Source organism: Elizabethkingia argenteiflava, from assembly GCF_009904105.1.
Classification (GTDB): domain Bacteria; phylum Bacteroidota; class Bacteroidia; order Flavobacteriales; family Weeksellaceae; genus Elizabethkingia; species Elizabethkingia argenteiflava.
Map to the genome: position 1 here is coordinate 13,103 of NZ_JAAABJ010000518.1, position 25,341 is coordinate 38,443.

The window sequence follows — 25,341 nt, forward strand, 5'->3', positions numbered from 1 at the left end:
TTATCTATAAATTCTTGAATAATTATGCATTTGATTTACGGTTTCCCAATCAGGCAAGGGTCGGTTGAAAAAATAATATGGGTATGAAAGAGCTGAGATACCACAGGTTAAATCTCCAAAAATATTCGAAAATCTATCTCTTAAACAGGAATGATAACTTATTTTAAGAATAAAATCTTGATGATGGGTACAGAGTTTAGGGAGCGATATACATAGGGTACTCTGGATAAAAAACTTTTAGCATTGGCTTGTAATTAGATGCATCCCTGTGATGCTTGTAAGTAGAAGACTTATTGCGATCCAATAGATCCGAAGTCTATCAAAATAAAAAATAGCTGAAAATGTGAATATAATAGCTTTTTAGCCACCTAAGAGTGGTCTTTATGCAGAAAAAGGATTTTTTTGTAAAGGATATAATATCAAATCAACAGCTTTAGTGATAATCAAAATTTTAGAAAAGTAGATTTCCGAAGCTTAAAGAAATTCAGTTTTTCAACTTGACGAAGAAGCTTTGAAAATATTTTAGACCCTTGTAGTTCGCCAATATAATTTTACACCGATAAAAGAAGCAGGAACATTTTAAATTTGATGCAGAACGCATATCTATTAAGACTTATTTTTGCAGTATAAAAACGATTGAATTAAAAATAAAAATTAACCTTATGAAAAATTATAGATTGGAGAGTGATCTTTTGGGAGAGTTACAAATTCCTGAACAAGCTTATTATGGAGTGCAGACCCAAAGAGCCATAGATAATTTTAAAATATCCAAAACCAAGTTATCGGATTATCCAGTATTTATTAAAGCCTTAGCATATGTAAAACTCGCTGCGGCCAGGACAAATTATGAATTAGGAGTGCTAGAAGAAAATATCTTTAAAGCCATTCAGTTTGCGTGTCATGAACTCCTGGAAGGTAAATATCGAGACCAATTCCCTATTGATATGATACAAGGTGGTGCCGGAACTTCTGTCAATATGAACGCCAATGAGGTTATAGCAAATATTGCATTAGAGTATATGGGGTATCAAAAAGGAGATTATCAGTACTGTTCGCCCAATGACCATGTGAATCTTTCTCAATCCACCAATGATGCCTATCCTACCGCTATAAAATTGGCATTTCTGAAGATGAATCAAGAACTGGTGAAACGGGTAGAAAGATTGGTAACAGCATTTAGAACCAAGGGTGATGAATTCTCAGGTATCCTAAAAATGGGGAGAACTCAATTACAGGATGCCGTACCTATGTCATTAGGTCAGGAATTTGAAGCCTTTGCGGTGAATATGCAGGAAGAAGTAACAAGATTGAATTCCAATGCGGATTTGTTTCTTGAAATTAATATGGGAGCCACTGCTATAGGTACAGGTCTAAATTCCATACCCGGATATACTCCGTTGTGTACGCAGCATCTCGCAGACGTTTCCGGTTACCCGTTTACGCCAGCTCCTAATCTTATAGAGGCTACTCCAGATACGGGTTCTTATGTAATTTATTCCTCTTCATTAAAAAGACTAGCCGTAAAACTTTCAAAAATATGCAATGATCTCCGCTTATTATCTTCAGGTCCTCGGGCAGGTTTTAATGAAATTAATCTCCCTGCTATGCAACCGGGATCATCTATTATGCCAGGAAAAGTAAATCCTGTTATACCGGAGGTGGTCAATCAGGTATGTTTTAAGGTTATTGGGAATGACCTTACCGTTACTTTTGCTGCAGAGGCTGGACAGTTACAACTCAATGTAATGGAGCCTGTTTTAGGATTATCCATCATTGAATCCATTACATTTCTTCAAAATGCTATTGATACGCTGGTTGAAAAATGTATTCAAGGGATTACAGCCAATGAAGATGTATGCAAAAATATGATTATGAATAGTATAGGTATTGTGACAGCCCTAAATCCTTATATTGGCTATAAGAAAAGCACTAAAATAGCCAAAGAAGCATTGGAAACGGGTAAAGGCATATATCAATTGGTATTAGAGCATCAACTTTTGTCTCAGGAAAAGTTGGATGAGATCTTAAATCCTGAAAATATGTTAAATCCAACGATCCACCATTAATAGCTTCGTCTATCCGTAATAGAAATAGGCTAAAACATGTATGAGACTCAATAAGAGCGGTTCAAAAACTGCTCTTATTGAGCCCTACAGAACAGAGAGTGTGTAGCAGATAGATTTTTCAGTCTTATTTCAGGCGATTTTGATTTTGTGAGATAAAACTTTCCCAGCTAGAATAGGATTTGTCTGACCTATGGGATTTGGCGTTAAAACAGTGGCATACAGCAACGGCCAATCCGTCTGAAGCATCTAAATATTTGGTGGGGAACTCTTTAAGTTGTAAAAGATTTTTTAACATGCCAGCGACTTGCTCTTTGCTGGCATTACCATTGCCTGTAATGGCCATTTTAACTTTCTTAGGGGAATATTCTGTAATCGGAATGTCTCTCGCCAGACTGGCGGCCATAGCAACGCCTTGGGCCCTCCCTAACTTTAACATAGACTGAACATTTTTTCCAAAAAAGGGGGCTTCTAAGGCTACTTCATCCGGATGAAACTCATCGATTAATGATAAAGTTCTATCGAATATCTTTTTAAGCTTAATCTCATGACTATCCAATTTTTTTAGAATAAGTTCGTGGATTGTGATAAGCTCTATTTTTGGACCTTTTACCGAGATAATGCCAAAGCCCATAACCGCTGTCCCGGGGTCTATTCCCAAAATAATTTGTTCCTGTTGCATTTGCCTACAAAGATACTGTTAAATATTAAAGTACGATTTCTCTCTACTGGTGAGGAATAAACTTGGAGATTGAAGTAATAGGCGTTGAGCTGCTTATGTAGATGTTTTGTAAGATTAGAATCTATTTAGTTTTTATTTTTAGAAGTTTTTAGTTTCATTTTTTGTAATTCGGTTACCACATTTTGTAATTGATCTATGTTGTGCTTAATCTCTCGATGGGTGTGGAATATATGTTTAATACCTAGGTTTTCATCTGCGATATTCGAAAGAATGATAACTGATGTTTGGGTTTCCGGATAATAAATATTTAGAGAGGGAGAGCCTTTTACGTAACCGCTATGGAAATAGGCTTTGGGAGGAAAGATATTACTCATAATACCGTAGCCATAGCCTGTCTTTCCAAAAATAGCATGCTCTCGTTCGGAGCTATGCGCTATAAATTTAGAGAGGGTTTGTGGCTGTATTATTTTACCGGTATATAATTGCTGGTTCCAAAGATGTAAATCGTTTATGGTAGAGAGGATTCCTCCAGCTGCAAGACCTATTTCTCTTTGGGAAAGTCGGTAAGGCATATTTTTTACAGCTTCCTGAATCTTAGAATTTCCGACATAAGCTCCTGCAAAATTTACAGGTGAAGATTTGTACCCTGCCGAGGTATGATGTAAACCTACCTTTGTAAATAAATCATTGAGATTTTGCACAAAAGATTTTCCCGAAACTTTTTCTATGATTTGTCCTGCAGCATTAAAACCGTCGTTAGAATAAAAAAAATTAGTACCGCTTTTAAACCTGAGCTTCTGTCCCATGAGATCTAAACCCGAGGTATGATTCAGGAGTTGGTGAATGAGAATATTTTCATAACCAAGCGTATTGAATTCAGAGAGGTATTGAGAAGCTTTGTCGGTTAAGCTCAGTTTGCCTTGTTCTACCTGGAGTAGAAGTAGCACGGCGGTAAATTGTTTGCTAATGGATCCTATGGCAAATACAGTGCTGCTGTCTATTTTTAAGTGTTTTTTAAAATCTGAGAATCCCTTTGTTCTCTCATATAACAGCTCGTTGTTTTTAAAAACAGCGACACTTCCGTTAAAATGATTTTTCTCTAATAAAGAATCGATTTGTAATGTTAAGAGTTTTTTTTCAAAAGCTAGAATAGTAGCATCAACGATGAGATTATGTTCCTTAATTTTTTTTTGTTCCGTTTGGCAAGAGTATAGTAGAGATAATATTATAAAAAAGAATAATTTTTTTAGCATATCGGTATATTTACAGTTGATATAAAATTAAAAATTATTACTGATTAAAAGTAGCAAATCATACATAAATGCAAAGAAGCAGCATTGCGTTTATTTATACAGGGATCCATTTTCGGTTAAGTTCGTGGTGAGTGAGCTCAGAAAGTCCCTTTGTAAAAACTTTAGTTTAATGTTGAAATTGTTTAATTTTGGGTCGACTTTAAGAACAGCCTCTTCAGAAAGGTAATGTCATCAACAGTATTCTTAACCTAAAAAAAGGATCTTATAATTAGTTCATATAATAAAATGAAGAAAGCTTTTCTATTTATGTTGTGTGGTACCATCGCTAGTTTCCTTTTTCACCACTTTTTATCTGGATTTGGAGGGGAAGCTTTGAATCTCTATTATGCTTTTGCCTTCGGGTTGGGTTGGGGCATGGCTTATTTTTTAGATAGAATAGATTTTTCACTTTCTAAAAAATTAACTTTCTCTTTCTTAGGCCTTATGGTATTGATAATACTGGGGATAGTTTTTTTTAATATAGAGATAGCCGTACCTTCTGTTATACGTTTCTCGACAGTATTTGTTGCCTATTATCTATTGGCTAGTTTTAAATCCAGCAAATCCTTACGGCGTTGATGTTGTAAATGGATCAAAAAGGCAAATATCTTTATCGGTAACACAAACTAAAAAAGTGGCTTGAGGAAAAGGCAAAAAGCAGAGACTATTGAAGATCCCCTGCTTTTTTTTATGTTGATGTGTTTTTGTGATAAGCTATAGACAATAGGTATGCCAAAACAATAAATAGTCTGATTTTAGGGGTATCACTAAATGGTTAAAATTTGGAAGTCAGCGATTTATGGCCAAGGCTTGAAGCACCTATAAAAAATAATTCCCTGTTTTTTTTTTGTAAAAATATTCATACCTTTGCAACCCCGTAATGGGTAAAATATGTTTAATCGTAAACGATAAGTAGTGAATACATTAAGTTACAAAACCGTATCGGCTAACAAGGCTACCGCAAATAAAGAATGGGTTGTGGTAGATGCTGCCGGGCAGCCTTTAGGGCGTTTAGCCTCTAAAGTTGCAAAGATTTTGAGAGGAAAGCACAAAACTAACTTTACACCACACGTTGACTGTGGCGATAATGTTATCGTTTTGAATGCTGAGAAAGTGGCACTTTCAGGAAATAAGTGGGCTGACAAAGAGTACATCTGGCATACTGGATATCCAGGAGGTCAAAAATCTTTGACTGCTGAGGAACTTCAGAAAAAAAATAGCACATTAGTGGTTGAAAAATCCGTAAAAGGAATGCTACCTAAAAACAAATTAGGGAGAGCTATCTTTAAGAACCTTCACGTGTATGAAGGTGGTGTGCATAAGCATGAAGCGCAGCAGCCTAAAGAAATTAATATTAACGAAATTAAATAATTGAAGATGTCTACAGTACACAAAATTGGAAGAAGAAAAACATCTGTAGCCAGAGTTTATGTTAAGCCAGGTGCTGGTAACATGACTGTTAACGGTAGAGATGCTAAAGAGTACTTCTCAACAGAAATGTTGGTTTATAAATTAAATCAGCCCTTTTTATTAACAGAAACTGCTGGACAATATGACGTTACCGTTAATGTATTCGGTGGGGGAATAACAGGTCAGGCAGAAGCTATCAGATTGGGTATTTCCAGAGCACTTTGCGAAATTAATGAAGAGTTCAGAGGCTTTTTAAAACCTCATGGTCTTCTTACCAGAGATGCCAGAATGGTGGAAAGAAAGAAATTCGGTCAGAAGAAAGCCAGAAAGAGATTCCAATTCTCCAAGCGTTAATATTTTTGGATCTCGCTTTACACAATTTGCACAAAGCGTATTGCACAAATTAAAATTTAAATTAACTCGCCTAAAGCTCTTTGTAGCTTGAAGCAAAAATTGCCCGTTTAGTTTAGCACCCAAACACTTCTCCCGTTCTTTGAAGTTGTTGATTGCGATTAGCGGAAAGTAAACTAAAAACTTAGAAAAAATGGCAAAAGCAAATGTAAAAGACCTATTAGAGGCTGGTGTACACTTTGGTCACATGACTAGAAAGTGGAATCCAAACATGGCTCCATACATTTTTATGGAGAAAAACGGTATTCACATTGTCGATTTACATAAAACAGCAGTAAAATTAGATGAAGCTTGCAGTGCTTTAGAAAAAATTACTTCTGCGGGTAAAAAAGTTCTTTTTGTAGCAACTAAAAAACAAGCTAAAGAAGTTGTTGCAAAACACGCCCAAGAGCTTAATATGCCTTACATTACCGAAAGATGGCCAGGAGGTATGTTAACCAACTTCGTTACGATCAGAAAAGCGGTTAAGAAAATGAACGCTATTGATAAAATGAAGAAAGATGGTACTTTCGAAACATTATCTAAAAAAGAAAGACTACAAGTAGACCGTCAAAGAGCCAATCTAGAGAAAAACTTAGGTTCTATTGCTGATATGGTTCGTCTTCCATCTGCGATCTTCGTAGTGGATATTATGAGGGAACACATTGCGGTTACTGAAGCGAAAAAACTAGGTATTCCAGTTTTTGCAATCGTAGATACAAATTCTGATCCTAGAAAAGTAGATTTCGTTATCCCAGGGAATGATGATGCTTCGAAATCTATCGATATGATTCTTTCAGTAGTTTCTGAAGCGATAAAAGAAGGTCAATCTCAAAGAAGAGCTGAGAAAGAAAAATCTAAAGAAGGAGAGAAAGTAACAGCGGAAGCTGATGCTGATTTTGATGCAGAATAAGATTTTCTTATATATTATGAAAGAGGCTGTTTTAAAATTTTAAAACAGCCTCTTTTTTAGAAGAAGTTTTCAGATCTAGATTTATCAAATCATGTATTTATAATATGAATCTTGATGGATTATATTGATAACAAGAGCTAAATCATTATTTTTAGTATGAAAAAGAAGAGACACTCCTTAGATCTTTATACGAAACAATAGATGAATCGGAGATGCCTTATAATTTCCGAGAGCCAAAAGTAGATATCTATGTTCTCTTTTACATCTTTTTCAATAGTATATTTTATGGCCTTAAATATTAATTAACCGTCTTATAATTAAATTTTTTAAGGGTATCTCCAAATCTCAACTGTTTTTTTAGATTTGGTGTATTTTTTTTATCTTTGCACTGCTAAAATTTCAAGCATTATTTAATTAAAAATATTTCGAACTATGTATACACCAGTAGCAGCAGATGTAGCTAAACTAAGAAACCAGACAGGTGCAGGTATGATGGACAGCAAAAAAGCTTTAGTGGAAGCTGAAGGCGATTTTGAAAAAGCTATTGAAATCCTTAGAAAAAAAGGGCAGAAAGTAGCTGCAAATAGAGCCGACAGAGAAAGTACTGAAGGAGCTGTTATCGCAAAAGTGAACGAAAATAATACGATGGGAGCTATTATTAGTCTTAACTGTGAAACCGACTTTGTTGCTAAAAATGAAGCCTTCGTAGAGTTAGCTTATGAATTAGCGGAAATGGCAATTACCGCTGCTTCGAAAGAAGAATTATTAGCGGCTGATTACCATGGTATTAGTGTAGCTGAAAAATTAACAGAACAGACAGGTGTTATCGGTGAGAAAATTGAAATTGGAAGATTCGAGAGAATCGAAGGTCCTTTCGTAGGAGCCTACATTCATGCGGGGAATAAGATTGCTGCTATTACCTCCCTTTCTGCTAACGTAGACGGAGCTGCTGAAGCGGCGAAAGCTGTTTCTATGCAAATTGCTGCGATGAATCCTATTGCACTTGATGAAACCCAAGTATCTCAAGAGACAATCGATAAAGAATTGGAAATCGAAAGAGAGATTTTAACCAAAGAGGGAAAACCTGCCAATATTATTGATAACATCCTTAAAGGTAAAATGCAGAAGTTCTATAAAGAAAATACTTTAGTGCATCAGGCCTTTATTAAAGATGGGAGCTTATCTGTAGCAAATTACGTTAAATCGGTTAACGAAGAGCTCAAAGTAGTAGGCTTTGTAAGAGTAAGCCTCTAATAGAAATAAACAATATTAAAAACCCTCGAGACATCCTCGGGGGTTTTTAATTCATCTAATCAGTATTTCCATTCCGTATAATTTTTATAACTTTGCAAAGAAAGTGCTATGTCTATACACGATAAAATTATAGAGACGGCCATCACTTTTGATGACGTCCTTTTGGTTCCTTCCTATTCAGAAGTATTGCCTCATCAGGTGTCTTTAAAATCGAAACTCTCAGATAAAATAACATTGAAAGTGCCTATTGTTTCGGCGGCAATGGATACGGTGACTGAAGCTTCCTTGGCTATTGCTTTGGCCAGGGTAGGGGGATTAGGTTTTATTCACAAAAATATGTCTATTGAGGAACAGGCCAGTCAGGTTAACAGTGTGAAACGCTCTGAAAATGGAATGATTTCTGATCCCGTGACCTTATCCAAAGAGCATACCTTAGGCGATGCCAGAGCCCTCATGATGCAATATAGAATATCGGGATTGCCAGTGGTTGATGGGGAAAATAAATTGATAGGTATTATTACCAATAGAGATGTAAAGTACCAGCAAGACCTGGATCGAAGAGTCGAAGAAATTATGACCAAGGACAGGCTTATTGTCTCTCATCAATCGACTACCTTGGAAGAAGCTAAAGAGATACTTCTTAAGAATAGAGTAGAAAAGCTTCCGATCGTAGATGAAGAGAATAAATTGGTTGGTCTGATTACGATTAAGGATATAGATAATCAACTAGAATATCCTCATGCGAATAAAGATGAAAGAGGACGTCTTATCGTCGGAGCAGGTGTAGGTGTCGGATCCGATACTATGGAGAGAGTGAAAGCATTAGTAGAGGCTGGTGTTGATATTATAGCAGTAGATTCTGCACACGGACATTCTGCTGGTGTGATACAAAAAATAGAGGAGATTCGTAAGGCTTATCCGAATTTAGATATCGTAGGGGGGAATATTGTAACCAAGGAAGCTGCGAAAGCCCTGATAGAAGCGGGTGCCAATGTATTAAAAGTAGGAGTTGGGCCAGGTTCTATTTGTACCACTAGAGTGGTAGCAGGGGTAGGTGTTCCTCAATTGTCTGCCATTTACAACGTGTATGAGTATGCTAAAACAAAAGGAGTAGCTGTGATAGCTGATGGAGGGATTAAGCTCTCTGGAGATATTGTAAAGGCCATTGCAAGCGGAGCGGGAGCTGTAATGTTGGGCTCTCTTTTAGCGGGTACAGAAGAGGCGCCTGGAGAGGAAATTATTTTCCAGGGGCGAAAATTCAAGTCTTACCAGGGAATGGGTTCTTTAGCTGCGATGAAGAGAGGAGGTAAAGAAAGATACTTCCAGAGTGAAGCTAAAAAATTTGTTCCTGAAGGGATTGAAGGAAGGGTACCTTTCAAAGGAAAATTAGAAGAAGTTATCTTCCAATTAAGTGGTGGTTTAAGAGCCGGAATGGGCTACTGTGGAGCCGCCGATGTCGTTTCGCTACAAGAGAACTCCAGAATGGTGCGTATTACCGGATCGGGTTTAAAGGAATCCCATCCCCACGATGTTATTATTACACAGGAAGCACCCAACTATTCTTTATAATAAATATATTAGATATTATAAATTTACAACCCCGGTTCTAGAACCGGGGTTTATGCTTTTTTATAAATAAAGGAATAGATTCTTAATAATAAATCTTATAGTTGCGGATGACGAATTTTATACCAGTATCTACAATATCCCCCATGCTTTTGCAGTATTTAAAATTGACATCATAAGTGAGCTTTTGTAAGCCGGCTTTTAGTTCCTCAACATGAGCTTGTGGAGCAATTTCCTCTTTTTTCATAATAGAAATAAGCTCTTCAAATCTGCGCTGGCTACTGGTCACTCTTTTTACGATATGAGACCTCACCTCTTTTTGATATTGCTCTATGGAGTTAGGCTTTAGTTTTTCCAGTACCATTTTTACAATTACACTATTTTCCTTAAAACATTGTGGCAGGTATACTTTAACGTTGCCTTCATAGGTTTGTTGGTCAAAGTCTATAGGGCGAATTCTATAGATCACCTGATCAAAATCGTGTACCGGAATAATAACATAGTTGTAAGAACGCATATCTCCCAGAAGGCCTATCAGGCAACGTTCATTAAATTTTACAAATTCTTTAGAAATCTGTGATTTTTCTAATTCGGAACATCGGGGTAAATAATCCTGAATAAAAATATCTCCGGGGATACCTAAAATATGCTCTTCTATCAAGGTGTTTTTATATACCAGGAAATTGATGCGATTGGTGGAGAGTAAATCTTCCAATTCCAAGCCATATATACGGGAGGCATCTGCTTTTTTAATATAGAAATTGGTGTAATTATCATTAAGAATATTTCTTACCCGAACCCGAAAAGGTCTGGAATTTCCAAAGGTACAAAAATCAATAGTATCTACCTTTAGATAAGGTAAGGTAGCCTCATGCCCATCCGAGTGAAGCAGTGTATAAATTTTATTAAGACAGGCTTCTATTTCTTGAAATTCGTGTTCTGGATATAAAACACTCAGCCACAAAGTATCCTTACCATTTTTATCAAGAATATTTATGCTGTCACTGAACCTGAGAAGATCTTCGTATAAAAACTGAAGTTTAACCGTTCTGTTATTTTTTTCCAAATATTTTAGCAGTTTTTCCGAAACTGGAAATATGGGCTTTCGGAATGCTATTTTAATATCTCCCATGGCAGACCTAAAGATAAAAAATATTTCTTCAGCTTATAAATACTTATTTCACAAAAAAAAGAGGTTATCTAAAATGATAACCTCTTTTTAGTGAGCTCTTAAAAATTTATCCTTTAAATTTCCCCATATTGATAAATTTGTCCTGTCTTTGTTTCATCAGTTCTTTTCCGCTGAATTTCCTTAAGGACTTTAAATTATTCTGAATGGTATTTTTTACATTTTGAAAAGCGATTTCAGGATCATAATGCGCACCGCCTAAAGGCTCTTCGATAATGCCGTCGATTAACTTTTCTTTAAGCATGTCTGGAGCAGTAAGCTTCATGGTTTCAGCGGCTAATTCTTTATATTCCCAGCTTCTCCATAGTATGGCAGAGCAATTCTCTGGCGAGATCACCGAATACCAACTATTTTCCATCATGTAAACTTTGTTCCCTACACCAATGCCTAGGGCCCCTCCACTGGCCCCTTCACCAATAACGATAGTGATAATCGGGACTTTCATCCTAGTCATTTCATAAATATTGCGGGCGATTGCTTCTCCCTGCCCACGTTCTTCTGCTTCTAAGCCCGGGTAGGCCCCAGGAGTATCCACCAATGTAATAATAGGGATGTTAAATTTTTCGGCCAGTTTCATTAAGCGAAGCGCTTTTCTATAGCCTTCGGGATTTGACATCCCAAAACGCCGGTGTTGCCTTTCTTTAGTCGTACGTCCTTTTTGGGTGCCGATAAACATTACACTTTGGCCTTCAATAGTAGCCAATCCCCCTACCATAGCTGGATCATCTGCAAAATTACGATCCCCATGTAGCTCTAAAAAACTTCCTTTATCAGCAATACCATTGATAAAATCTAAGGCATAAGGTCTGTTAGGATGTCGGGAGAGTTGTACCTTTTGCCACGGTGTCAGTTTTCCGTATATCTTTTTCTTTGTGGCAATGATTTTGTCTTCTAACTGATTGCATGCCAGTTTCATATCAATTCCACTTTCTTCACCTACCAACGAGCATTTGCTATGTTGCTCCATTAACTCTTCAATAGGTTTTTCAAAGTCTAAATACTCCATGTGTCTGAATTCAAGATGTCAAATTTAAAGATTTTTTTTTCAATCTTTATTTTAATGTTTCAATTGCTTGGCTAATTCTGAACAAGCTTTCTTCCTTGCCTATAATTTCCATAAGCTCTGGTATATCTGGTCCTTTTAGTTCGCCTACCAAACAAAGGCGCAGAGGCATCATGATCTTGCCCATACCCATACCTTTTTCTTCTGCCAGATGTTGAAATTGTTCCTTAAGGGATTTTGATTTGAAGTCCAGTGTGGAAATCTGATTTTTTAATATTTGCATCAGGTCTCTTGTTTCGGGAGACCAAACTTTTTTTACGGCTTTTTCCTGATAAGATTCTGGGCTATGAAAAAAATATTTTCCTTCTTCATAAATATCTTTAATAAAGATAGCTCTTTCCTTCATAATAGCAATGATTCTTAAAGCTTTATCATCACTTACCTCAATGCAGTTTTCGCTAAGTATTCTTTTAAATGCGGGAATAATATGCTCATTAGACATTATTTGCAGGTATTGTTGGTTAAACCACTTTGCTTTTTCAGCGCTGAAACGCGCTCCCGCTTTGTGCACTTTGTGAAGGTCGAATTCCTCGATCATTTCTTCTAGGCTAATCATCTCTTTATTGTCAGCTGGAGACCAGCCTAAGAGGGCTACCATATTGATAAAAGCTTCCGGAAAATAGCCTTCCTCACGATAGCCTATAGATACTTTCCCAGTGTTAGGATCTTTAAAATTGAGCGGAAAGACTGGGAATCCGAATTTGTCGCCATCTCTTTTACTCAATTTACCTTTACCTTCCGGTTTAAGAATAAGAGAAAGATGAGCAAATTCAGGAGCTTTCCAACCCATAGCTTCATATAACAGAACATGTAGTGCCATAGAAGGAAGCCATTCTTCTCCACGGATTACGTGGGTGATTTTCATTTCATGATCATCGATAATGTTGGCAAAATGATAAGTAGGCATGCCGTCATTTTTTACCAATACTTTATCATCTAAGGTATTGGTATTGACACTAAATTTTCCGCGGATGATATCCTTAAGGTTAACGCCCCTATCCAAAGGCATTTTAAAGCGAATTACATAAGGCATTTTTTCCTGTAGAAGCCGCTCTACTTCTTGTTCAGGAAGGGAAATACTATTTTTTAGGCGTTGACGAGTTTCGTAGTTATAAGCAAAAACCTCTCCTCTTGCTTCATACTCGGCTCGTATTTGGTCCAATTCTTCAGGAGTGTCAAATGCAAGATATGCATAATCGGTTTCTAAAATTTGTGCGGTGTATTGATCATAAATAGCTCTGCGTTCGGACTGACGATAGGGACCGTAGGGGCCTCCATGTTTTGGACTTTCATCAGGGATCATACCAATCCATTCCAAAGCTTCCATTATATATTCTTCGGAACCTTCCACATAACGTTGGGTGTCGGTATCTTCAATTCTTAGGATAAAATCTCCGCCGTTGTGCTTTGCAAAAAGATAATCATATAGTGCGGTCCTTACACCACCTAAATGTAAAGGCCCCGTAGGGCTGGGAGCAAAACGTACCCGTACTCTTTCCATGTAAAAAAATTTGGTGCAAAGTTACGGATATTTAAGAAGAAGAAATATAAAATAAGGGCTTATATTGACTTCGAGGCTTAATTTCCGATTTTTATGAAAAGGGGTTACTAAAATCAAAATAAGTATTTTTAGAATATACGCTGGGCTAAACCTTAGTAGTAAAGCCTCCCAAATGTAAAAAATCTGGATAGGTGTAGCGTGTGACTAACATTGGGATAGGGCCTGCGAAAAATTTTATTTAAGCCCAAAAACTGTTTTTACTACAAATGGATTATTTTTTTCTCTTCAAAAGATATAGGTATATTTAGCAAAAGTATAAAGGTTTATTTATCAGTGTAATGTGTAGATGTTATCAAGGTTAGACTTGTGATAAACATCACAAAACGAAGAGTGGAATCTCTTATAAATATATATCTATATAAGTAGTTTCAGGAGGTAGTGTTCGTTTAGTTGTTTTCATATGAGTGTTATGTAAGGTATTCAGTCGCAAAATGTAAATCCACTTTAAATAGCGGATACTCCCTATCTATAAAAGGGGGGTGAACCCCCGGCAATGTCCTTATGTCTATTTTCATGTTAACCAAATTAAGAATGAAGAAGTTTTTTACGCAATTTTTAAATAGAATATGGAGAGAACCCATTTTTATAGATATTATTTAGTTTTTAAATGATTTTATTTACAATAAATAGTTTTCTATGGAGTTAAAAATAAGGGGAATGAACAGAAAAAAAGAAATGCTTTTAATGAAAAATGTATCTTTACGCCATAGATTGTTAAATATATGGGGCATGGGCCTATAGTAAGTTCATTGTTGAAATAATAGAGAACAGCTGGATGACATGATATAGGATAGACGTTGAGGATGAGAATGGTAAAAAATAAAATATTATACTTTATGCCGGATAATCCCATTTCGGGTAAAGCTGGCAATATCACAAGGCTGATACAAATGCTTTGCTATTTTGATAGAAATCCCGAGTTGGAAGTGGATTTTGTTTCTCTAGGTGATTGGAATGATGGCTGGACGAAAAGTGAACAGGAAAGCTTTTATCAAAAATACCCCAGTATCAAGCTTCATATTTTAAAGAGAAAGTATAAAGAAAAGATATTTAAATATTTATTCCTTTATAAATTGCCCAATCTCTTCAAGCGAAATCATATCGACATGAGCAGTTTTATCCTAAGAAAAGAGTTTCGAAAAATTGCGCGGGCAAAAGCTTATGATAAAATTATGATCAGCTATGCTTCTTTCGGATATTTGATTAAGGGGCTTAATGTGAAATCTGATTGTATAATAGATACCCATGACTTTATGACTTCACAAAAGAAAAATACAATAAAGAAGGTCGGTAAACTATTCCAAGATGAAATAGATATTCTAAATAAATTCGATCAAATATGGACCTATTCGGCAGATGAAGAATATATTTTCAATCAGTTTATAAATAGTAAAGTGCTACGGGTGCCTATTTCTTTCCCTTTTCAGGAGTGTTATACAGATAAAAAGTACAGTTGTGATATTATTTACGTTGCCAGTGATAATGAACATAATATTGCAGGGATAACTTGGTTTATAAATGAAGTTTTGCCTCACTTAGGCGATCGTAAAGTAGATATTATAGGTAATATAGGAAAGGTTATACCCGACCATCCTAATTTGTTGAAGCATGGGATTGTGGAGCATTTGGAGGCATATTATACAAGCGCTAAAATAGCAATATGCCCTATGCTTAGTGGAACGGGTATTAAAATAAAAGTTTTAGAAGCCTTATCTTATTTTTTACCCGTTGTTACCAATAAACGTGGGGTAGATGGATTAATTAATAAATCTTTAAATGGATGTCTTGTCACAGAAAATAGTTTTGAATTTGCCAATAATATTATAAGTTTACTCGATGATCCGGCTTTGTATGCAGAGATACAATATAATGCGAAAAAATATTTCATAGAAAATCATTCGAGTCATAAAGAAATAGAAATATTGGATAGAGTTTTACTAAATCGTCAATGAAAATGAATAAAAAAGTACTTATCGACTTGGAGCGCCTTCGCTATCCGAACTCAGGAATTGCGAATGTTTTTAGAAATTTGGCTAAAGGCTTGAGAGGACATACCGATGATCTGCAAATAGAACTTTTTGGTCCTAAAGATGAATTCTCCAAACATCAATTTGGCTTTAAGGAAGTGTCCAGAAAAACATGGCATAAGTTCCTTGTTCCCTTTAGCCATAGATACGGAATTATTCACGTAAGCCATCAGTTTTCTTCTTATTTTAATGGGAATCATAAATCGGGAGTGAAAATCGTAACACTTCATGATTTAAATTTTTTGCATGAGCATATTAAGAATAAAAAAAAATATATTGATAAGGTAAATGATAATATCAGGTATGCCGACTATATTGTATGTATATCGGATTTTGTAAAGCAGGATTTTATTAAAAATCAATCTCTTTTCGCTTTAGAAAAGCTAAAAGAGGTGGTTACCATTTATAATGGGCTACATTTCCCAGATAAAAAAGACGATTCTATTAGTTTAAAAGAAAGGTTTGAGGATTTAGATTCCCAGGGTTATCTGCTCAATATTGGAGTTTTGTTTCCTAAAAAAAACCAGCTATCGCTGATTAAAATGCTTCCCTACACAACCTATCATTTGGTGTTAATCGTGTCCGATAGCAAAGCTGAATACGAATTGGAACTCTTAAATGAAGTTAAACGATTAAAATTGGAGAAAAGAGTACATATTTTTAGAAATGTAAGTGAGCAAGACAAAAATATACTCATCCAGCACTGTGCAGCTCTATGTCACCCTTCCTTAGCAGAGGGCTTTGGTATCCCTGTTATTGAGGCCATGTATTTAGGTAAACCCGTGTTTCTTTCTACTTTAACAAGCCTTCCGGAAATTGGAGGCGAATACGCTTGTTATTTTAAAGATTTTGATCCTCAAAATATGGCGCAGACATTAGAGGAAGGGCTATATAAATATAAGGACCAACCAGAGCTGCAGCAACAGATCATTGACTGGTCCTTACATTTTGATTATAAGATTATGGCGAAAAACTATCTGAATTTATACCATAAAATATTGGGGTAAACTAGAATGCTAAAACTGTTGTTTCAATAATTTTTACACAATCCATCAGTTGTTCTTCAGTAATTACCAAAGGAGGAGCCAAACGGATAATATTCCCATGCGTAGGCTTTGCCAATAAACCGTTTTCTTTTAAAGCCAAACAAATATCCCAAGCGGTAGAGCTTTGCGGGGTCGAATTGATGAGAATTGCGTTGAGCAAACCTTTTCCTCTTACGTGTGTAATCAGCTGGGTTTTGGAGATTATTTTTTGAATTTCACTTCTGAATAATCGTCCCAATTCTTCTGCTCTTTCGGATAAATTCTCTTCCAATACCACATCTAAGGCCGCCATAGCCACTGCACAAGCCAGTGGATTACCACCGAAAGTAGAGCCGTGTTGCCCTGGCTGAATAACATCCATAATAGAGTTATTGGCTAATACTGCTGAAACGGGGTATACTCCTCCGGACAGGGCTTTTCCTAGTATCAATATATCAGGCTGCACGTTTTCGTGATGACAGGCGATGAGTCTCCCTGTTCTGGCGATTCCAGTTTGCACTTCATCTGCTATAAAGAGTACATTATGCTCTCTGCACAGTGCTGCTGCTTTTGACAGAAATCCCTCGTCCGGTACATAAACTCCGGCCTCTCCTTGAATAGGTTCTACTAGAAAGGCGGCAATATTTTTTGCCTCTTTAACTAAAATTTCTTCTAAAGCGGTTACATCATTATACGGAATTCGGATAAATCCAGGAGTAAAAGGTCCATAATGGTCATGAGCATCTGTGTCGTTGGAGAAAGAAACTATAGTGGTAGTCCGTCCATGAAAGTTGTTTTCACAGACGATAATTTTAGCGTTATTTTCAGGAATTCCTTTTACCTCGTAGCTCCATTTTCTTGCTAATTTTACTGCTGTTTCTACAGCTTCGGCACCAGAGTTCATTGGTAGTACTTTATCAAAGCCTAAGAGGGATGTGATTTTCTGTTCGTAAGCGCCTAGTTTTGAATTATAAAAAGCTCTGGAGGTGAGAGAGAGTTTTTGAGCTTGTTCTATAAGAGCATTTATAATTTTAGGGTGAGAATGCCCTTGGTTAACAGCAGAATAAGCAGAAAGGAAATCATAATATTTTTTGCCTTCGACATCCCATACCCATATCCCTTCGCCTCGCTCTAAAACCACTGGGAGAGGGTGATAGTTGTGGGCACCGTGTGCTTCTTCGAGATCAATAAAATATTTTGAAGTTTGTATTTCTGCCATATCTCAATAATTTAAAGTTAATATGACGAAATTACGTTTTCTCTTTTTCCTTTACAAATAAAGAAGCATATAAATAAAAGAGGCTACTTCAAAAATGAAAAAGCCTCTTTTATTTTTTAGAAGTGGTTTTCGTAACTCTTATCCATTACGAAACTTTCCATAAATTTTGTAGTATAATTGCCTGCCACGAAATCTTCATTATCCAGAAGCTGTCTGTGGAAAGGTATAGTGGTTTTTACTCCCTCGATATAAAATTCGTCTAAGGCTCTTTTCATCTTAGAAATGGCCTCTTCACGTGTTTGAGCCGTGGTGATCAATTTAGCGATCATAGAGTCGTAGTTAGGTGGAATAGCATAACCGGCATACACATGGGTATCTATTCTTACACCGTGTCCACCAGGAATATTTAAGCCTTTAATAACACCAGGTGAAGGTCGGAAATCAGCATAAGGATCTTCTGCATTAATTCTACATTCTATAGAGTGTAGTTTAGGATAGTGGTTAATTCCTGATATCGGAGTCCCAGCTGCTAATAAAATTTGCTCTCTGATTAAGTCATGATCAATGACCTGCTCGGTGATGGGGTGTTCTACCTGGATTCGAGTATTCATCTCCATAAAATAGAAATTCCGATGTTTGTCTACTAGAAATTCGATCGTCCCCACACCTTCATAGCCGATATATTCAGCTGCTTTAATAGCTGCATCTCCCATCTTTTCTCGAAGTTCGGGCGTCATAAAAGGAGAGGGGGTTTCTTCAATAAGCTTTTGGTTTCTTCTTTGGATAGAGCAGTCTCTCTCGGAGAGGTGACATGCTTTTCCGTTTTGATCACCTGCAATTTGAATTTCAATATGGCGAGGCTCTTCAATGAGTTTTTCCATATACATGCCTCCATTTCCAAAGGCAGCAACAGCTTCTTGTATTGCAGATTCCCAGAGCTCTTTAAGATCTTCTTCTTTCCATACGGCACGCATCCCTTTACCGCCACCGCCTGCTGTGGCTTTAATCATAACCGGATAGCCTATTTCCTTGGCGATTTTCAAGGCGTCTTCATAGGAATCAATTAAACCATCCGAACCCGGTACGCAGGGGATGCCAGCTTCCTTCATCGTGGCTTTGGCTGTCGCTTTATCGCCCATTTTCTCGATTTGTTCAGGTGTGGCTCCGATGAATTTAATGCCATTTTTATGGCAGATCTTAGAGAAATTTGCATTTTCCGAAAGAAAGCCATAGCCAGGGTGTATTGCATCGGCATTGGTGATTTCTGCAGCAGCAATAATATTAGGAATCCTTAAATAAGAGTCTTTACTAGGGGCAGGGCCAATACATACAGCCTCATCTGCAAAACGCACATGTAGGCTGTCTTTATCCGCTGTACTATAGACCGCCACAGTCTTAATTCCCATCTCTTTTGCAGATCGTAAGATACGCATGGCAATCTCACCTCTATTGGCAATTAATATTTTTTTGAACATCTTTTAAAATTTGAAAATTTAGATGATTGAAATTAGGTAAGCTTTCATGAAAATGCTAGAGTTGCATTTTTTTAAGCTTTCATGCTAATATTTAAGAGGGGTCTACCAGGAATAACGGTTGATCATATTCAACCGGAGAAGCATCATCCACAAGGATTTTCACAATTTTACCGCTTACTTCAGATTCTATTTGATTGAATAATTTCATTGCTTCAATCACACAAACGGTATCACCAACAGCTACCGAATCGCCTACGTTTACAAAAACATTTTTATCCGGTGAGGGTTTTCTATAGAAGGTCCCAATCATAGGGGACTTAATGGTAAGGTATTTACTGTTGTCCTCTGATGCCTGCGGAGCTACAGGTGTAGTGGACGCAGCCGCTGCTGGTGCAGGTGCAGGTTGATGCACTGCTGGTTGGAACACAGATGGTTGAGGGATATAGGCGACGCCCTCCGCAGCAGCACTGGGAGTCTTGATATTGATCTCAAAATCCTTTGTTTTATACTTAACTTCAGATACTCCAGCTTTGGAAACAAACCTGATGAGGTTCTGTATATCTTTAATATCCATAAAATAGTTTTTTAGGGGGCAAATATACGAAATAACAACAAAAAACCATTCAATTTCGTAAAATCAAATGGTTTTCGTATACGTGTTCTAGGGAAAACTAAGTTTAGTTTTCTTCAGTAGTTTCAATTTCTTTTTCTAATACCACTTTACCTCTGTAGTAAAGTTTACCTTCATGCCAGTGTGCTCTGTGATAAAGGTGAAGTTCTCCAGTTGTAGCATCTTTAGCTAACTGTGGAGCTACAGCTTTGTAGTGAGTTCTTCTTTTATCTCTTCTTGTAGCAGACTGTCTTCGTTTAGGATGTGCCATTGTCTGTTATTTTTATGTTTTTTTAATATTTTAATTTTTCTTTCTTAATTTATCTAGAGCGCTCCATCTCGGATCAATCTTAGCTTCCGTTTGTTGGACTTCCTTGCTCTCCTTGGGAGCATATTGATTGAGGATTTCCAAGTCCTTATCTGTTAATGTAGGAGCTATTTTTTTCATGGGGATAGCTAACACCGTAGTTTCGAATATGAGTTGAGCTATATTAAACTCGTGTTCATGCTCAGGAATGTTAATAATCTCTTCATGGCTATCATCATATACTTCCCCAAATTTTACCAGTACTTTTAGTTCACTGCAAATAGGGTATTTAAATATCTCATTGCTAATGTCGCAAATCAAATCTACTGTCCCCTCTACGGTGATTTTAAAATCCAAAAAGCTACTGTGTTTTTCTAACAACACTTTTACATTGAGTTTGGCATTGTCAAACTCTTGTTCAGCTTCAAATAAATTAAAGAACTCCTGTTTTACATCAAAAATAAAATCGTGTTTACCATTTTTTAAACCTGTAAATGCGATATTGTAGTTTCTGATTCTGTCCATATAAACGGTTTGCAAAAGTAAATTAAATAATTGATATTACAAAGTAAATTATTCATTTTCTTCGGGTAAGTCCTCATCTATCCCGTTGTTATAAAAAGTTTTCTTGGGTTGTAGTTTGTTTTTAAGTAGGTCCTGATATTCTTTCCTGTTTTGGAAAATTTTTATTCCCCAAAAAATAGCTTCTTTAAATGACCTGGCATCTGCCATGTTTTTTCCAGCAATATCATAAGCTGTGCCATGATCTGGAGAGGTTCTGATAAAGGGAAGTCCAGCGCTATAGTTTACACCCTCTTCATAGGCAATGGTTTTAAAAGGAGCTAAACCTTGGTCGTGGTACATAGCGAGTACAGCGTCATAAGCTTTGTATTTTTCAGGCTGAAAAAAGCTATCGGCAGGAAAAGGGCCAAAGGCAAGAATTCCATTATTGAACAATTTGTGAATGGCTGGGGAAATAATTTGGATTTCTTCTTTGCCAATACTTCCCGAATCACCTGCGTGGGGATTAAGACCTAAAAGAGCAATCTTGGGCTTTTGAATACAAAAATCTTCACGGAGGGTATGATTAAGTGTTTTAACTTGGGCAATAATGTTTTCTTCCGTTATTTCAGAGGCTACTTGGGTAACAGGAATGTGGTGAGTGGAGACGGCTACCTTGAGTTCTTCAGTGATCATAAACATGAGGGCCTTTTGTTGGAACTTAGCCTCTAGATAAGAGGTATGCCCTGTATAGCTAAACCCTTGTTTTAGCATTTCATCTTTATTAATAGGAGCGGTTACCAAGATGTCAATTTCTCCTTTAATGAGAGCTTCGGTAGCGGATTCTAAAGATTGTATGGCTAGAGATGTCGATGTTGTGGAGGGGGTTCCAAAATCAATATTGAGATTATCCTTACAGAGATTTATCATATTGATTTCACCATTCTTTAACTGTGAGGCTTGCTCTATTAAATGATAATTTTGATTGATTTTAAAAATGTTTTTCTGGTACGAAAATATTTTGCCACTCCCAAATATTACAGGGGTAAATAAATCCAGTATAGATTTGTCTCTTAAGGCTTTAATAATGACTTCTGGCCCTATGCCGTTATAATCTCCCATAGAGATCCCGACGCGAATTTTATGCTGTTTGGCACTCATTTTTTGCTATCTTTGAAGCTACAAATTTAATATTTTTAAATCAATGTTTACGGGTATTATTGAAGCGATAGGAAAAGTAGAAAATATTGTTCAAGAAGATGCGAATATTCATCTAAGGATTAGCTGTCCTTTTACTGCCGAGCTTAAGGTAGATCAGAGCGTAGCTCATAATGGTTGTTGTTTGACTGTGGTTGAGATAGAAGAAGACAGCTATGTGGTAACGGCTATAAAGGAAACTCTTGAGGTAACCGCACTCCAGCATATAGAGGCAGGAGATTTGATTAATTTAGAACGATGTATGAGAATCAATGGGCGTCTGGATGGGCATATTGTACAGGGGCATGTGGACCAGACGGCTGTATTAGAGGGTATAGAAAACCAAGATGGAAGTTATATTTTGACTTTTAGCTATGCCGAAAAAGATTTTACTACCGTACACAAAGGCTCTATAACTGTAAATGGGATCAGCTTGACAGTGGTAAAGAGTCTAAAAGGCCAATTCTCTGTGGCGATTATTCCTTATACTTGGGAACATACCAACCTGCATCGATTGAATAAGGGAGACTTTGTTAATTTAGAATTCGATATTATAGGAAAGTATGTTTCTCGATTCATAAATAAGTAAAACATGGCAATAGGTCAGAGGGAGTTAAGTCTTCAGCTTAGGGTTTTTTTAGGAATACTTTTAGTGTCTTTAGTATGTATTGCAGGGACCACTCTTATTTCGTATCTCGTGATAAATCGTGTTGCACAGGTCCAAAATGAAAGATCGCTACAGAGTAAAAGCCTTGCTTTAATGGCCTCTTTAGAATATGCTATTTCGCATGACGATATTGACCGGCAGAATATCGCGAAAAAAATGCGAAATAAATTGATGGAGATTTCTGATATTAATAAGTTAGACGTTGTTTTATACGATAGTAAAGGACGCTTTTTAGTATCTAATCTAAGTGAGGATTTGATTAAGCAAAAGCTAGTCCCTGCAAAAGTATTGGACAAACTCTACGATAGTGACAATGGAATGGTGGATTATACTTTTTTTGATAGTGAAAAAGGTGCCGTTGTTTCCTCTTCTTATAGGATGCTGAGGGATGAACCAGATCCTAAGGTTCCGCCTTTGTCTATTGTATACCTGCCTTCTTATTACTATAACAACCAATATATCGATATATTTAACAAGTATATTCATTTTATTGTTTTGGTGAATGTTCTCGCCGTGCTATTGAGTGTCTTTATCAGTTGGAGAATTTCTAAAAAAATTACTCAAACCATTACCAGTATATCCTCTAAAATCAGTGATGAGGGAAGGGATTTAAAGCCGATTAAATATTCGAGCAGGGATGAATTGAGTGTACTCGTACGGGCCTACAACAGGATGATTTATCAATTGCGTGAGCAAACCGAGCTTAAAGCTCAAGTAGAGCGGGAAATAGCTTGGAGAGAAATGGCGAAGCAGGTGGCTCATGAGGTTAAGAATCCACTTACCCCTATGAAATTAACCATTCAGAATTTCCAAAGAAAATTTGATGCACAAGATCCACAAATTGTAGATAAAGTGGATAAAATGAGTAAAGTGATGGTAGAACAGATTGATCTTATTGCAGAAGTAGCGAGTGCTTTTTCTGAATTTGCTCAGTTGCCTGAAAAAGAAGATGTAGTGCTTAATTTAAATGAGGAAATCAAGAATATTGTCAATATTTTTGATAAAAAAGATATCTTTATACATGCGAATAAAGATAATATTATGTTGAAATTTGATAAGATCTATATTAGTAGAATTATGACCAATCTTATTACCAATGCTCAGCAAGCAGAAGTATACGGGAGACGTCCTATTATTAATATAGACCTGGAGCAATTCAATAAAAAGGTAACGATTAAGGTTGAGGATAATGGTAGTGGAATTGAAAAAGAAAAACTGGAGCAGATCTTTGAACCTAACTTTACGACTAAGAGCAGTGGTATGGGGCTGGGTTTAACTATGGTACGTAAGATGGTAGAAGAATATCAAGGTAGTATCTCTGTTAAATCCCAATTGGGGAAAGGTACCTATTTTACCATTATTTTACCAGTGGGGCTTTAATGAAGTCATTTATATTTAAGAAGTTCGAAATTCGTCAGGATAAAGAGGTCTTTCGAGTAGGAACCGATGGAGTTGTGTTAGGAGCACTGTCCGATGGGCAAAGGGCTCGGCATATATTAGAGGTGGGGAGCGGAACAGGTCTTATTGCTCTTATGTTGGCCCAGAGATATCCTTTTGCGAGACTTACCGCCTTGGATATCAATCCTAAAGCGTTTGAACTGACCCGGTTGAATTTTAAGAACTCTCCTTTTTCCACAAGAATGGAGGCTATAGGAGCTGATTATAAGCTTTATACTCCTTCGTTAAAATATGATCTGATCGTCAGTAATCCTCCGTACTTTGAAGCTGAGAGTGCAAAAGACCTGATCGCCCGGCATCAGGTTTTGTTATCTTTTCAGCAGTTGATATCAAAAAGTACAGAGTTAATTTCAGATGAGGGGATATTATCTTTTATTATTCCTAGTGATAATACGGCACGCTTTACGGAGGTTGCTCAGCAAAAGCAGTTAAACCTTATTAGGAAAGTAGATATTTATGGAATAGCTGGTGGAGAGCTAAAAAGAAATATTTTAGAGTTTTCTAAAGCTTCAAGTCCCTTGGTGCTAGAACAACTGACTTTAGAAAAAAGTCCCAGAATCTATACAGACGAATATAAGGCTTTAACAAGGAATTTTCATCCTATGTTTTAAAGAAATACCCCTCGTTAAAATAGTGAGGGATACTTCTTTATTAATAGTTGATTATTCAAATAGCTCTGTAGTATTCATAGTGAAAACTTTTCCGTCTTCGCAGCGAATCGCTTCTGCGGGGTAATTTTGGATCATGTGGTAATCATGTGTAGCCATCAGTACTGCACAATTGCGCTCTTTAGAGATGCTGTTGAGCAAGAGCATAATTTCGTTAGAGGTTTCAGGGTCTAGGTTTCCTGTCGGTTCATCTGCGAGGATAAGCTTTGGATGGTTTAAGAGGGCTCTGGCAATGGCTACCCTTTGTTGCTCTCCTCCAGACAGCTCATGTGGCATTTTGTGTTTCTTAGTTTTCATGCTAACACTATCCAATACCTCATCAATGCGGCTGTTGATAAGATTTTTATCTTTCCAGCCGGTAGCTCTTAATACAAAAATTAAATTCTTTTCTACCGTCCTGTCCGTAAGGAGTTGAAAATCTTGGAATACAATTCCTAACTTTCTTCTTAGAGGAGGGATGTCTGAAGCTCCTAGTTTGGACAAATCGAAGCCTACCACTTTTCCGATCCCTTGCTTTAGAGGGAGATCTCCATAGAGAACTTTTAATAAAGAACTCTTACCAGATCCTGTTTTTCCAATAAGATAGCAAAATTTTCCTGTTTTAATGTTGATGTTAACATCGGAGAGAACTGTAAAGTTTTTCTGAATTATTTTTGCATTCTTAAGAACGATGACGTCGTCACCAAGTCCGTGTCTATGTGGCATAACTATACTTTTAATATTAAAATAGGCACTTTGCGCCTATTTTCGAAGGTTAAAAATACAAAAAAGTTTTTTAGTCCAGGTGGTTTTGTGTCAAAAATT

At 36.7% G+C, this 25,341-nt stretch carries 24 protein-coding genes; 12 read left to right on the forward strand and 12 right to left on the reverse strand.

Annotated elements, in window-relative coordinates:
* The first annotated feature begins 662 nt into the window (after positions 1-662).
* Positions 663-2,066 carry an aspartate ammonia-lyase gene (aspA, locus tag GNY06_RS07635; RefSeq protein WP_166519520.1) on the forward strand — a complete coding sequence of 468 codons (1,404 nt, stop codon included), beginning with the start codon at positions 663-665 and terminating at the stop codon, positions 2,064-2,066.
* A gap of 124 nt (positions 2,067-2,190) precedes the next feature.
* Here aspA and ruvC read toward each other — a convergent pair whose 3' ends face one another.
* Together ruvC and GNY06_RS07645 are read right to left on the reverse strand one after the other, a co-directional pair.
* On the reverse strand, positions 2,191-2,745 hold the full coding sequence (gene ruvC / locus GNY06_RS07640; RefSeq protein ID WP_166519521.1) for a crossover junction endodeoxyribonuclease RuvC: 555 nt from the start codon (positions 2,743-2,745) through the stop codon (positions 2,191-2,193).
* Between the two features lie 125 nt (positions 2,746-2,870).
* Positions 2,871-3,998: a serine hydrolase domain-containing protein gene (locus GNY06_RS07645; RefSeq protein WP_166519522.1), complete on the reverse strand. Its 1,128-nt coding sequence runs from the start codon at positions 3,996-3,998 to the stop codon at positions 2,871-2,873.
* A gap of 285 nt (positions 3,999-4,283) precedes the next feature.
* Between GNY06_RS07645 and GNY06_RS07650 the strand changes: the two genes are divergently transcribed.
* The 6 genes from GNY06_RS07650 (at position 4,284) to guaB (ending at position 9,573) form a co-directional block, all read left to right on the forward strand.
* Complete coding sequence (locus tag GNY06_RS07650) at positions 4,284-4,616, forward strand: hypothetical protein (RefSeq protein WP_166519523.1); 333 nt, start codon at positions 4,284-4,286, stop codon at positions 4,614-4,616.
* A 336-nt stretch (positions 4,617-4,952) separates the two neighbouring features.
* On the forward strand, positions 4,953-5,408 hold the full coding sequence (gene rplM, locus GNY06_RS07655; protein ID WP_166519524.1) for a 50S ribosomal protein L13: 456 nt from the start codon (positions 4,953-4,955) through the stop codon (positions 5,406-5,408).
* A gap of 6 nt (positions 5,409-5,414) precedes the next feature.
* A complete protein-coding gene (gene rpsI, locus GNY06_RS07660) occupies positions 5,415-5,801 on the forward strand; it encodes a 30S ribosomal protein S9 (protein WP_166519525.1) in 387 nt (128 codons plus the stop codon).
* Positions 5,802-5,991: 190 nt separating this feature from the next.
* Positions 5,992-6,750 carry a 30S ribosomal protein S2 gene (rpsB, locus tag GNY06_RS07665; protein ID WP_166519526.1) on the forward strand — a complete coding sequence of 253 codons (759 nt, stop codon included), beginning with the start codon at positions 5,992-5,994 and terminating at the stop codon, positions 6,748-6,750.
* A 432-nt stretch (positions 6,751-7,182) separates the two neighbouring features.
* On the forward strand, positions 7,183-8,004 hold the full coding sequence (gene tsf, locus GNY06_RS07670; RefSeq protein ID WP_166519527.1) for a translation elongation factor Ts: 822 nt from the start codon (positions 7,183-7,185) through the stop codon (positions 8,002-8,004).
* A gap of 108 nt (positions 8,005-8,112) precedes the next feature.
* Positions 8,113-9,573: an IMP dehydrogenase gene (gene guaB / locus GNY06_RS07675; protein ID WP_166519528.1), complete on the forward strand. Its 1,461-nt coding sequence runs from the start codon at positions 8,113-8,115 to the stop codon at positions 9,571-9,573.
* An 82-nt stretch (positions 9,574-9,655) separates the two neighbouring features.
* On the opposite strand, the gene GNY06_RS07680 is transcribed toward guaB, so the two are convergent.
* The 3 genes from GNY06_RS07680 to gltX form a co-directional block, all read right to left on the reverse strand.
* Positions 9,656-10,702 (reverse strand): hypothetical protein, encoded by a 1,047-nt coding sequence (locus GNY06_RS07680; protein WP_166519529.1) that lies wholly within the window; start codon positions 10,700-10,702, stop codon positions 9,656-9,658.
* A gap of 106 nt (positions 10,703-10,808) precedes the next feature.
* Positions 10,809-11,765, reverse strand: a complete 957-nt coding sequence (locus GNY06_RS07685; RefSeq protein ID WP_166519530.1) for an acetyl-CoA carboxylase carboxyltransferase subunit alpha — start codon at positions 11,763-11,765, stop codon at positions 10,809-10,811.
* Between the two features lie 46 nt (positions 11,766-11,811).
* Positions 11,812-13,323, reverse strand: coding sequence for a glutamate--tRNA ligase (gltX, locus tag GNY06_RS07690; protein ID WP_166519531.1), 1,512 nt, complete (start codon positions 13,321-13,323; stop codon positions 11,812-11,814).
* Between the two features lie 896 nt (positions 13,324-14,219).
* Here gltX and GNY06_RS07695 point away from each other — a divergent pair.
* Both GNY06_RS07695 and GNY06_RS07700 read left to right on the forward strand, forming a co-directional pair.
* On the forward strand, positions 14,220-15,335 hold the full coding sequence (locus tag GNY06_RS07695; RefSeq protein ID WP_166519532.1) for a glycosyltransferase: 1,116 nt from the start codon (positions 14,220-14,222) through the stop codon (positions 15,333-15,335).
* A 2-nt stretch (positions 15,336-15,337) separates the two neighbouring features.
* On the forward strand, positions 15,338-16,417 hold the full coding sequence (locus GNY06_RS07700; protein ID WP_166519533.1) for a glycosyltransferase family 4 protein: 1,080 nt from the start codon (positions 15,338-15,340) through the stop codon (positions 16,415-16,417).
* Position 16,418: 1 nt separating this feature from the next.
* Here the strand turns inward: GNY06_RS07700 and rocD are convergent, their stop codons facing one another.
* The 6 genes from rocD to pdxA all read right to left on the reverse strand — a co-directional run bounded on the left by rocD (position 16,419) and on the right by pdxA (position 21,708).
* A complete protein-coding gene (rocD, locus tag GNY06_RS07705) occupies positions 16,419-17,654 on the reverse strand; it encodes an ornithine--oxo-acid transaminase (RefSeq protein ID WP_166519534.1) in 1,236 nt (411 codons plus the stop codon).
* Between the two features lie 116 nt (positions 17,655-17,770).
* Positions 17,771-19,129, reverse strand: a complete 1,359-nt coding sequence (accC, locus tag GNY06_RS07710) for an acetyl-CoA carboxylase biotin carboxylase subunit (RefSeq protein ID WP_166519535.1) — start codon at positions 19,127-19,129, stop codon at positions 17,771-17,773.
* 91 nt (positions 19,130-19,220) lie between these two features.
* On the reverse strand, positions 19,221-19,703 hold the full coding sequence (accB, locus tag GNY06_RS07715; RefSeq protein WP_166519536.1) for an acetyl-CoA carboxylase biotin carboxyl carrier protein: 483 nt from the start codon (positions 19,701-19,703) through the stop codon (positions 19,221-19,223).
* A gap of 103 nt (positions 19,704-19,806) precedes the next feature.
* On the reverse strand, positions 19,807-20,010 hold the full coding sequence (gene rpmF, locus GNY06_RS07720; RefSeq protein WP_166519537.1) for a 50S ribosomal protein L32: 204 nt from the start codon (positions 20,008-20,010) through the stop codon (positions 19,807-19,809).
* Positions 20,011-20,040: 30 nt separating this feature from the next.
* Positions 20,041-20,571 carry a YceD family protein gene (locus GNY06_RS07725; protein ID WP_166519538.1) on the reverse strand — a complete coding sequence of 177 codons (531 nt, stop codon included), beginning with the start codon at positions 20,569-20,571 and terminating at the stop codon, positions 20,041-20,043.
* Between the two features lie 48 nt (positions 20,572-20,619).
* Positions 20,620-21,708 carry a 4-hydroxythreonine-4-phosphate dehydrogenase PdxA gene (pdxA, locus tag GNY06_RS07730; protein ID WP_166519539.1) on the reverse strand — a complete coding sequence of 363 codons (1,089 nt, stop codon included), beginning with the start codon at positions 21,706-21,708 and terminating at the stop codon, positions 20,620-20,622.
* Positions 21,709-21,751: 43 nt separating this feature from the next.
* Between pdxA and GNY06_RS07735 the strand changes: the two genes are divergently transcribed.
* From GNY06_RS07735 to GNY06_RS07745, 3 genes are read left to right on the forward strand one after another with little or no spacing between them, the layout of a single operon-like run.
* Positions 21,752-22,333: a riboflavin synthase gene (locus tag GNY06_RS07735; RefSeq protein ID WP_166519540.1), complete on the forward strand. Its 582-nt coding sequence runs from the start codon at positions 21,752-21,754 to the stop codon at positions 22,331-22,333.
* A gap of 3 nt (positions 22,334-22,336) precedes the next feature.
* Positions 22,337-23,791 (forward strand): sensor histidine kinase, encoded by a 1,455-nt coding sequence (locus tag GNY06_RS07740; RefSeq protein ID WP_166519541.1) that lies wholly within the window; start codon positions 22,337-22,339, stop codon positions 23,789-23,791.
* Complete coding sequence (locus GNY06_RS07745; RefSeq protein WP_166519542.1) at positions 23,791-24,480, forward strand: tRNA1(Val) (adenine(37)-N6)-methyltransferase; 690 nt, start codon at positions 23,791-23,793, stop codon at positions 24,478-24,480. The genes GNY06_RS07740 and GNY06_RS07745 overlap by 1 nt, the downstream gene beginning before the upstream one ends.
* Positions 24,481-24,531: 51 nt before the next feature.
* Here the strand turns inward: GNY06_RS07745 and GNY06_RS07750 are convergent, their stop codons facing one another.
* The gene (locus GNY06_RS07750) at positions 24,532-25,242 is read right to left on the reverse strand and encodes a cell division ATP-binding protein FtsE (protein WP_166519543.1); all 711 of its coding nucleotides are present in this window, start codon (positions 25,240-25,242) and stop codon (positions 24,532-24,534) included.
* Between the last annotated feature and the right edge of the window lie 99 nt (positions 25,243-25,341).